This window comes from Cupriavidus sp. L7L, assembly GCF_004353535.1.
GTDB classification, from domain to species: Bacteria; Pseudomonadota; Gammaproteobacteria; order Burkholderiales; family Burkholderiaceae; genus Cupriavidus; species Cupriavidus oxalaticus_A.
Genome location: NZ_SMNY01000049.1, coordinates 37793 through 48197, shown reverse-complemented (window position 1 = coordinate 48197; position 10405 = coordinate 37793). Strand labels below are relative to the sequence as shown.

Sequence of the window (10405 nt, the reverse complement as noted above, 5' to 3'; positions counted from 1 at the left end):
CAGGGATGACTGAAACTGTCGAAGCAGCTTCGGATGTCGCCCTCTAGAATCCACTCTGCCGAACAGCGGCGTGACAGAGCACTGAAACACTGTTCGATGGCGTCAGCGGTCGAACGTTCAGGCCGGAAGCCATAGGAGTTCAGGTCCGCCAGAGTTTCCGCAACAGGTTCCAGCGCGAGCTTCCACAAAGCCTGCATCGCCCGGTCCCGCATGCAAGGAATCCCCAACGGACGCCTTTTCCCATTGCTCTTGGGTATATAGATGCGCCGCAACGGCATCGCTCGATAACCGCGATGCCGCAGCGACAACATCCCTTTCCACCTGGCCGCCGGAGATGTCCAAATCTTCCCGTCCACTCCCGGCGTTCTCTTGCCTCGATTCTCCATCACTCGCTTGACGGCCAACATCTTGCCGCTATGCGAGCGGGTCAGCAGACGTTGCAAGACTTTCGCCTTGCCCCATCGACCTTCCCGAACTGCCTTGGCGATACGCATCTGAAGCCGCTTCACTTCCGCTTCGATGCGGGGCCAGTTTGCCTGATCCCACATTAGAGCAGCAGGCGAGGACGCACCAACGCCCGGCACCTTCGTGTCGTTCGCCGTCATCTGCTTTTCCTCGTGCAACAGTTTCTCAAGATTCTCTCGCCATGAATGACCATGCGGAAGTCTGCCCGCTTTCGCGTAGAGTAATGTTGCCTTGCGACGCAACTCCTATCCGACCCGTTACAGGCCGACGTTCGCTTTCTCCGCCATCCTTTGCCCGCACCGCCAACAGTCTTCCTTGCGGTCGACCTGCCCATGTGGCCGGGCAGCGATACGGGTTTACCGTGTTCCGCGTCGTTCGCACGGATGGTTTAGGTTCCGCCTTTCCACCGGTGGCATTGTGTGTCCGTGCTGCCCGAGTACTTAACGAGCAGACCTGCCACATTCCCGTTTGGGTGAGGCCTGTCAGTGTCTTTGGCCCCTTGGTGATGACGATGTTTATCGGCGATTCAGATCCCTTAACCTTGCCATCCAGCCTAGCGCCCCCTCCGCGTCGACACTCGCAGAGGAACGTCGATCTCGCGATCTCCGTTTGGCTATTGCCGGGCTACATTGTCTCGGTGGCTTCATACCCAGCCGTTGCCAGCCACGCATGCACCGATAGACTACGGGCGACGGAACGCCCGGTTTCCTCCCGTCAGACTTCGACGGCAAAACAACGAACTACGCGACTTTCACGTCGCACAAGGACGATTACCCCGTTTTGGCGCGCTCTCATATGTTCGCCCCCGCGTCGCCGATGGAAGGCGTGCCCCGGCTTGGTTCTGGCGAGTGCTCGCTCCTTCGCCAGCCAATCCTAAACGGCACCTTCGGCACGTCGTCAAACTAGTCTCCCTCATAGGCAATCGTGCTGAGCGCTTGTCGTAGTCGCTTCATCTCGCCTGCGCCAATAAGCTCCTCGTATTCCTGCTCGACTGCGTCAATTGCTTCGTGGATCCTGAGCAAATATTCCAAACCTGCCTCGGAGAATGAAACCAGAAACGCGCGGCCGTCAACTTCGTCTTCCAACCTGATGACTAGCCCGGCATCTTCCAGTTCCTTGATCGCCTTGGCCACCGCTTGCTTGCTGATGCCCACACGGCGCGCAAGCTCAGAGCTGCGGGTACCTTCGAGATCAATGAATGGAAGGAGGTTGCTGCCTGGCAGCGACGATTGCATGCCTTCCCCGCTTCCCTCCATTCTGGCCGCAAGCCGACTGACGAAATCTCTACGCGCAAGTAGCAACAGGCGGCCGATGCCGAAACGTCTTGCGTGGCGCAGTTCATCAATTTTTTTAGTGCTGATCATGCTTGGAATGTATCCGATGTTGATGCGCATTTCCAATCTCACGCACACAGACGTTACGTATGATGCATATGGTCAACGTGGTTGACTACTTTGCGGAAAAGTTCTAGGATTACTTCAACGACAACTGGCCGCGCAAACGATGCAGGCAAGTGAAAAACACAAAACCAGAGGAGACAGACATGGCGACAGTCCGTGCATACGGCATTGCGCTGCTAGCAGTTGCCACCTTGTGGTCGGGGTCGGCATCTGCGCACGACTATCCTGATCACCCAGTGCGTTTAGTGGTCCCATACCCGCCGGGGGGTAGTACCGACCTGATCGCCCGCCTTTACGCAGAAAAGCTGTCCAAGGAACTCGGTCAGGCCGTGGTCGTAGACAATCGCCCTGGCGCTGCCACCAATATCGGCAGCGAGGCCGTCGCCAGAGCAAAGCCTGACGGTTACACGATCCTTTTCGGTGGGGGCGGCCCCACCATCAATGCAATCTTCGGGCCGATGCCCTCGTTTGACCCATTGGCCGCCTTCGCTCCAATCAGCTTGATCGCCAGAGTGCCATTCGTGGTCGCGGCGAACCCCAAAGCGCCCTTCTCCAATATCAAAGAGTTCTTGGCTGCGGCCCGCTCTGCGCCCGGAAAGTACTCGATATCAAGCGCCCAGTTGAACCTCTACGTTGAACTGCTGAAGAACCGCGCAGGAATCCGCCTGTTGCATATCCCGTACAAGGGCGGCGCGCAAGCCGCCACGGATGCGATCGCAGGCCAAGTCGATTCTGTCTACGCTCTTGTACCAGTGCTGTTGCCGCACCTGCAGGCCGGCAAACTCAAGGCGCTAGGCATCACTTCAAACAAGCGGCTGGAAGCGTTGCCCGCTACGCCGACATTTGTCGAAAACGGCGTGGATTACGACATCACCATCTGGTATGGCCTGCTTGCGCCCGCTGGCACGCCCAAGCCAATCCTGAATCGCTTGGCGGCTGCCACGCAGAGCATTGTCGTCGAGTCCGATTTCGTGCAGAAGGTCAATGCCGTCGGCGCTGTGGCCATCGCGAGCCAGCCCGGAGAATTGAGCGCGCAGATGAGGGCAGAGAACGCCACATGGCAAACGGTCGCCAGGACCATTCCGGCCCTGCTGCAAAGCACCGCCAATAAATAGGGGAAGCAGGATGTTCGAAAGACACATTGAAGAGTTTGAGCAACGCACTCGCGAAGCGATGTCCATGGGCGGGCCGGAAAAGCTAGAGGCGCGCAAGGTCCAAGGCGTTTTGAATGCAAGGGAGCGTATCGACCGACTTGTCGACGCCGGCACGTTCCTGGAGGCGGGTCGGTTTGCCACCTCCATCCGGCCTGAGGTCCGCGATCGCACACCGGCTGACGGCAAGATCACCGGATATGGCCGGATCGGAGGAAGGGAAGTCGCCGTCGTCTCCAACGACTTCACGGTGATGGGCGCCTCAAGCAGCTCCGTGAATACGAGCAAGGTCGGCCACATGAAACATGTGGCAACCCGCCGCGGCTTGCCCATGGTGTTCCTTGGAGAATCCACGGGCGCCCGCATGCCGGATGTCATGGGCGCAGCGGGCGTGGGCAGTGGCGACCGGCCGACGCAGTACCGCCGTACCCGCGAAACGCCATGGGTATCGGCGGTGTTGGGGCACTGCTACGGCTCGTCTTCTTGGTATGCCGCCCTTGCGGATTTTGTGGTGATGCGCAAAGGCGCTATTACCGCAGTTTCCAGCGTCAAGCTGACCTCGATGGCGATCTCTGAAGAAGTCGATCCGGAGTCGCTGGGCGGATGGCGGTTACATACCGAAACAACCGGCATGGTCGACCTAGCGGTGGATAGCGATGAAGAAGCGCTGGACGCTGTAAAGAAGTTCCTTTCCTATCTGCCTAGCCATCACAACGAAGCGCCACCTGTGTATGCGGTTCCGGCAGGCTCGGGGGCGGAAATCGGCAAGATACTAGACATCCTGCCGGAGTCGCGCAGTCGTGTCTATGATGTTCGCAAGATCTTGGCGCTGATCTATGACAAGGACTCCGTGTTTGAGTTGAAGGCCCGCTTTGGCAAGTCCATCGTCACCGCACTGGCGCGCCTCGACGGAAAAACCGTGGGAGTTGTCGCTAGTAATCCGATCGCTAAGGGCGGCGCCATCGATCCTGATTCCTGCGCAAAGGTTGTGAGCTTCATGGTGCTTTGCGACTCGTTCAATATCCCATTGGTCTTCATGGTGGATCAGCCTGGCTTCCTGATCGGAGTGGAAGGCGAGCGCAAAGGTGCCATCGGGCGCGTGATGAACTGGATGAACGCGCTATCGCTTGTTACTGTGCCGAAGATTTCGGTAGTCATGCGCAAATCCTACGGCCAAGCTGTCCTCAACATGGGCGGCGGGGGCAACGCCGATGAAGTTGCCTGCTGGTTTAGCGCAGAAGTCAATTTCATGGACCCCAGATCCGCCGTGTCCATCGTCCATGGCGTTAAAGAGCATGACGATCCGGCTCGCTTTGGAACCTTGCTAGGCGAAATGACCAAGGGGACTACCGCCTACGATGCGGCAGCCGTGAACGCTGCGCATGCGGTTATTCATCCTGCCGACACCCGAGCCTACCTGATACGCACTCTCGAGATTCACCAGATGCGCTTGAGCGGGGGCGTCGGCGAGCACTTGATGCGCACTTGGCCAACTAGCTACTAGAAAGCCCTTTGCTGGCGCAAGAATCGATGCGCGACGCCGTACAGGCGTCGTGCAGGGTATCTCACACCTCTTTCCAGGGGAAACAGCATGTTTAACAAGGTCATCGTGGCCAACCGTGGCGCGGTCGCGGCCCGGGTATTACGCGCCCTACGAGAACAGGGTATTCGCTCCGTCGCGGTCTATTCCGAAGCGGACGCCCGCCTACCCTACCTGGCACAAGCCGACGAGACGTTCTGCATTGGGGCGGCGGAAGCAAGGCAAAGCTATTTGAACCAGGATGCGATCCTTCGAGCCATGCGTGCCTGCGGCGCAGACGGTTTGCATCCAGGCTACGGCTTTCTTGCCGAGAATGCCGAGTTCGCCCGCAAAGTGAACGCCAGCGGAGCGCGTTTCATCGGGCCAAGTCCCGAGTGGATCGACGCGATGGGACACAAGACCCGCGCTCGGGAACTGATGGCCCGCCACGGCTTGCGCATGGCACCCAGTTCGGGACTGCTGGATGGCGACGAGGCTGCAGCGCTGAAGGCGGCGCACGAGATTGGCTATCCCGTCCTCGTCAAGCCAGCAGCCGGCGGCGGCGGGATCGGCATGCTGGCCGCACGCGACCCCGATGAACTGCGCTCGGCGATCGAACGCGCGGCTTCCCTATCGTTGCGTAGCTTCGGATCCGCAGAAGTTTATCTCGAGCGGCTGATGCACAAGCCGCGGCATATCGAGTTCCAAGTGCTCGCAGATCGCCATGGCAATGTCCGCCACCTCTTCGAGCGAGATTGTTCGATCCAGCGCCGACATCAAAAGGTCATCGAAGAATCTCCAGCTCCTCTGCTGCCGCGTGGCCTTGTCAATACCGCAGCCGATGAAATCGTCGAAGTCTTACGCAAGCTGAGCTACGACGTCATCGGCACAGTGGAAACCCTGCACGGTGACGGTGCCGGCTTCCAGTTCCTGGAGACCAACACGCGGCTACAGGTCGAGCATGCGGTGACCGAGGAAATCACTGGCATTGATTTGGTGAAAGCACAAATCAGGCTCGCCAGCGGCGAGCGGCTTAATACTGTCCTTCCAGAGGAAATCGCTGTAGACGGGCATGCCATTGAGGCACGCATCTATGCCGAGGATCCGGTGCGATTTCTGCCGTCGCCGGGGATCCTGAAGACTCTTCGCTTTCCATCCGGCACGGGTATTCGCATCGAGACTGGTTTTGAAGAAGGTGCAACGGTGACGCCTTATTACGATCCTTTGATCGCAAAGATCATCGTTCACGCTGCCCATAGACAGGCAGCAATCGATCGCCTGATCGAGGCCATTGACGGCACCGTGATCGAAGGTGTTAAGCACAATCTTCCTTTCGTTCGGCGCGTGCTGCAAAACGAAGCATTCCGCCGCGGTGACGTGCATACGGGGCTGGCCACAGAGATTCTGGCAACCGCCTCACAAAAGGCATAGCTAGAGAACCTTCATTGCAGCCTTGTGGCTGCCAATAGATATCAAGGAGAACATCATATGGCGCATATCGAAATTCAATGCGAGGTGACGGGAAAAGTTTGGAAGACGCTCGTTCCGGAAGGCACCCCGATCGCTGCGGAGGAGCCGATTCTGATCGTGGAGTCCATGAAAATGGAGATTCCCGTCATGAGCGACAAGGCCGGCACACTTATTGAACTCCGCGTGCAGGAGGGGGATGCCGTCGAGGATGGGCAGGTGATCGCGATCGTCCGGGTGTGACCACCGTTTTTGCTTACGTAATGAGAAGAAGGGGAGGCGGTGGCAGGATCTCCGCGCTGCTTACAGCGGTCGTCGTGGTTTGGTCAATTCGGTCGACCTCCCCTCATCAAGATCAATGGAGACATGGACAATGCGGAAGCTACGCAGACATCTGGTGAGCTTGCTTGGAATCCTGATAGCAGCCACGAGTGCAACTGCTGAGGAGTGGAAGCCCACCAACCGCGTGGAGTACATCATTCCCGCCGGAGCCGGGGGAGCGGTGGACAACTACGGTCGGATCATGAAGCAGGCGCTCGATTCGCGTGGTGTGTGGGGAGATCAAGTCTTGATCATCAGCAACAAGCCCGGCGGCCAGGGCATGATCGCAGCAGCGCCGCTGTTGCAGAGACCGGGAGATGCCACGGTATTCACTATGCTATCGACGGGCCAAATGCTGGCGCAGGTCCAGGGAGAGTTCAAGCACGATCTCCTGAACGATTTCACCATCGGTCCAATCTTCTTCGAGGAGGCGATCGGCGTGGCCGTCCGCGCCGACTCACCGATTCAAACTGCCGCCGATTTGGTGGCGCAACTTCGTCGCGCGCCGTCTTCCCTCAAGATTGCCGTGGCCCCTGGGCTCAACAACCATATCCATATCGGCATTCTCAAGCCGCTTAAGGCTGCCAGTGTCGATACGAGCAAGTTGACAGTTGCACCGTTCCGCTCCTCCGCCGAATCCGTCGCTGCCTTGCTGGGCGGCCACGTGGACGTCGCGTCTGCAAGTGCTGCCAATCTGCTCAGCGGGGTCAGAAACAAGACGCTGCGCGTGATTGCAGTGTCGTCGAGCACCCGCCTCAAGGGTACGCTGGCCCACGTCCCAACCTGGAAGGAGCAAGGTGTTAACAGCGTGTTCACCTCAATCCAGGGAGTCCTGTTTCCCAAGAACCTGAGTCCGGAACAGATTCGCTTCTGGGACAAAACATTCCGGATGCTTTCAACTTCGCGCGAATGGGCGGGCGCGCTGGAGCAATACGAAGTCACCCCCAGATTTATGGACCATGCACAGGCCCGGGCATATGTCGCCGAGCAGTTGAAGGCATCAGCCGTTCTCGTGCGTGAACTGGAACTGACAAAATGAACCAACATCACGTGGAACAAGATAACCGCCCTCTGGCTGGCCTTCGCGTCATTGAGATCTGCACCACAATCGCCGGCCCTGCTTGCGGCAGACTCCTGGCGGACTTTGGTGCCGATGTGATCAAGGTCGAACCACCTGATGGTGATCCGGTCAGGCAAATGGGCAGCCATGTTGGTGAGGTGTCACTGTATGGTGCGTCGATATTGCGCGGCAAGCGCTCCATCGCTATCGACCTGAAGACGCCAAAGGGCCGAGAGATCGGAGAAGCCCTGATTGAGAAGGCGGATGTCGTTCTCGAGAACAATCGGCCCGGTGTGCTGGAGCGCATGGGTCTAGGATATGAGCAGATGTCAAAGCGCAAGCCCGGCCTCATCTATGTGCGCATCAGCGGCTATGGGCAGGATGGCCCTAACTCTCGGCTGCCAGGCTACGGGGCGATCTGTGAAGCTTACGGCGGGGTACGCCACATGACGGGCGATCCTGATCGCCCCCCTTCGCGCGTGGCACTCGCGACGACCGACTATCTGACCTCCGTCTATGCCGCATTCGGTCTCATGGCTGCGCTGCGGCACCGGGATCGAACAGGCGAGGGGCAAGTCGTGGATGCGGCGCTCTACGAGACGGCGTTTTCGCAAATGGAGGCCATTGTCCCGGCGTATGAACAGCTGGGGACCGTACCTATGCGGCAAGGACCGAACCTCCCATCGATGGCGCCCAATAGCTTATACCCGACCCGCGACGGTGGCTATGTGCTGATCGCCGCCAACAGCAACGCGACTTTCTTTCGGCTGGTCGAGGCAATGAAACAACCCGAGCTGCTGTCTGACGCCCGTTTTTCGACAATTCGTTCTCGCGGCGAGCCAGCCAATATGCGGGCGCTCGATGCGATCGTGGGTGCCTGGACTTCCCAGTCGAACGGCGCCGACACTGAAGCTCTCTTGCGAACAGCTGGCGTGCCAGTGTCGCGTGTCCTAACCATCCAGGACATCTTCGCGGAACCACACTATCGCGCAAGGAACATGATCGAAGCCGTACCGCATCCTACGCTTGGCACATTGAGTCAGATCGGAGTCGTGCCAAAGCTATCGGCCACCCCGGGGCGCATCAATCACTGTGGTCGAGAAATTGGGGCCGATACCGAAGGCATTCTCCGGCAAGAGCTTCGTTTGAGCGATAGCGAGATCCGTGTGCTACTCGAATCCGGCGCGGTACGAACGGCGACCGCATCCACCGTCTGAAACACTCAGGGAGACCTAACATGCAGGCCAGTAAGGAATGGGCAGGCGCATTGCAAGAGCTTGAGCAGCGCCGCCGCTTCGCGCAGGCAATGGGCGGCGAGGACGCCTTGGCCAGGCTGCGCGCCACCGGTAAGCTCAATGCTCGCGAACGCATCGATGCTTTGGTTGACCCCGACTCTTTTGAAGAGTTCGGTGCCTTGGCCGGTAAGGGCCGCTATAAGGCGGACGGAGACCTGGAAACGCTGACGCCTTCAACCCAAGTCATGGGTCTTGCGCGGGTCAACAACCGCAAGACGGTCGTTGTTTCTGATGATTTCTCGATTCGTGGCGGCTCATCCGAGGCGGCCGTTGCCGAGAAATGGATCTATGCTGACCGCTATGCATACGAGTATAAGCTACCGCTTGTACGGATGGTCGATACCGCAGGCGGCAGCGTCAAGCTGTTGAAGCAAATGGGTTACACCAAGATCCCCGGCTATGCCCTTTTGCCTGGTGCGGCTTTGCTCGGCTGTGTACCGGTGGTTGGAATCGCCATGGGCGCTTGCGCAGGATTAGGCGCAATTCGCGCAGCGACGGCGCATTTCTCGATCATGATCAAGGGCAAGAGCCAAGTCTTCGCGGGTGGCCCACCAGTCGTCAAGCAGGCGCTGGGCTACGACATCGACAAGGAGTCTCTAGGCGGTTACGACGTGCACAAGATCAGCGGGGTGGTACACAACGCCGCTGACACCGAGGAAGAGGCATTTGCGTTGGCGCGGCGCTTTCTCTCCTATCTGCCACGGAATGTTTGGGAGGCGCCGGCTAGGATAGTGGTCGGTGACTCAGCCAAACGCACCGACGATTGGTTGAACGACGCGATACCCAACGACCGACGCCGTATTTTTGCGCCTCGCAAAATCCTGCAATCCATCTTCGATCAGGGATCGGTGTTCGAAATGTCGCCGCATTTCGGAGGTTCGTTGATCACCTGCCTGGCCAGGCTTGATGGCTACGCGGTGGGCGTAATGATCAACAATCCCATGGTCATGGGCGGTGCACTAACGCGTGCAGCCTCCATCAAGATGGAACGATTTGTCGATCTTTGCGACACATTTCATCTGCCCATGGTAAACCTCGTGGACCAACCAGGCACGATGACCGGCCTTGAGGCTGAACGGGATGGCACGATGTATGCCACCCTCAGAGCAGGCGCTGCCATCGAACAATCGTCCATTCCATGGTGCGCAATCGTAATCCGGCGCTGTTTTGGGTTGGCCGGCGCAATGCTGAGCCCGAAGTTCGGCGCTAGCGGGACGGCACTCGGACACCGCTTCGCGTGGCCGTCCGCGCGCTGGGGCTCGATTCCGATTGAGGGCGGCGTCGCCGCAGCGTATCGCAAGGAAATCGAAGCGGCCGAAGATCCGCAAGCACTGCGCGAACAACTGGAAGCCGAGTATCACAAGGTCAGCTCACCCTTCCGGACTGCGGAAAGATTCGGCATCGTCGACATCATTGAGCCAGCGGCAACACGTCCCTTGCTTTGTGGTTGGGCGGAGGACGCGTATCAGCGAACCCTTCTCACCTTAGGCACCAAGGCGCGCACCATGCGTTGATATGCGATCAGCATAGAACCCTATCGCTCCCTTCTATGGGGCTCGTTACACAGAGGAGCAGCAGATTGAATCGATCGCGGGTCGATTCACGTCGCTCTCGTGCGCCATAGAACCGTTGCTCCGATACATACCCTTTCTCGCTGCAGCATGAGCATGAGCCGCCAACACCGCTCTAAGGCTAGCACGCAGTGAGACTCATCGTCGCTGTGCAGA

General features: G+C 58.7%; 9 protein-coding genes. 7 read left to right on the top strand and 2 right to left on the bottom strand.

Annotated features, from left to right (window positions below):
• Window positions 1-605 (bottom strand): reverse transcriptase N-terminal domain-containing protein (locus E1J61_RS32235; protein ID WP_207951289.1); only part of this gene is annotated, 605 nt, incomplete at its 3' end.
• 762 nt (window positions 606-1367) lie between these two features.
• Entirely contained in the window at window positions 1368-1859 is a 492-nt protein-coding gene (locus E1J61_RS32230) for a MarR family winged helix-turn-helix transcriptional regulator (protein WP_133097908.1), read from the bottom strand.
• Between the two features lie 149 nt (window positions 1860-2008).
• On the opposite strand from E1J61_RS32230, the gene E1J61_RS32225 reads away from it, so the two are divergent.
• From E1J61_RS32225 to E1J61_RS32195, 7 genes are all read left to right on the top strand, one after another.
• Window positions 2009-2980 carry a tripartite tricarboxylate transporter substrate binding protein gene (locus E1J61_RS32225; RefSeq protein WP_133097907.1) on the top strand — a complete coding sequence of 324 codons (972 nt, stop codon included), beginning with the start codon at window positions 2009-2011 and terminating at the stop codon, window positions 2978-2980.
• A 10-nt stretch (window positions 2981-2990) separates the two neighbouring features.
• A complete protein-coding gene (locus E1J61_RS32220; protein ID WP_133097906.1) occupies window positions 2991-4520 on the top strand; it encodes an acyl-CoA carboxylase subunit beta in 1530 nt (509 codons plus the stop codon).
• Between the two features lie 87 nt (window positions 4521-4607).
• Window positions 4608-5966 carry an acetyl/propionyl/methylcrotonyl-CoA carboxylase subunit alpha gene (locus tag E1J61_RS32215; RefSeq protein ID WP_133097905.1) on the top strand — a complete coding sequence of 453 codons (1359 nt, stop codon included), beginning with the start codon at window positions 4608-4610 and terminating at the stop codon, window positions 5964-5966.
• A gap of 57 nt (window positions 5967-6023) precedes the next feature.
• A complete protein-coding gene (locus tag E1J61_RS32210) occupies window positions 6024-6245 on the top strand; it encodes an acetyl-CoA carboxylase biotin carboxyl carrier protein subunit (protein WP_133097904.1) in 222 nt (73 codons plus the stop codon).
• Window positions 6246-6375: 130 nt separating this feature from the next.
• Window positions 6376-7362 (top strand): tripartite tricarboxylate transporter substrate binding protein, encoded by a 987-nt coding sequence (locus tag E1J61_RS32205; RefSeq protein ID WP_165971595.1) that lies wholly within the window; start codon window positions 6376-6378, stop codon window positions 7360-7362.
• A complete protein-coding gene (locus E1J61_RS32200) occupies window positions 7359-8600 on the top strand; it encodes a CaiB/BaiF CoA-transferase family protein (RefSeq protein ID WP_133097902.1) in 1242 nt (413 codons plus the stop codon). Before E1J61_RS32205 ends, E1J61_RS32200 begins: the two co-directional genes overlap by 4 nt.
• 20 nt (window positions 8601-8620) lie before the next feature.
• A complete protein-coding gene (locus E1J61_RS32195; RefSeq protein ID WP_133097901.1) occupies window positions 8621-10192 on the top strand; it encodes an acyl-CoA carboxylase subunit beta in 1572 nt (523 codons plus the stop codon).
• Window positions 10193-10405 lie beyond the last annotated feature (213 nt).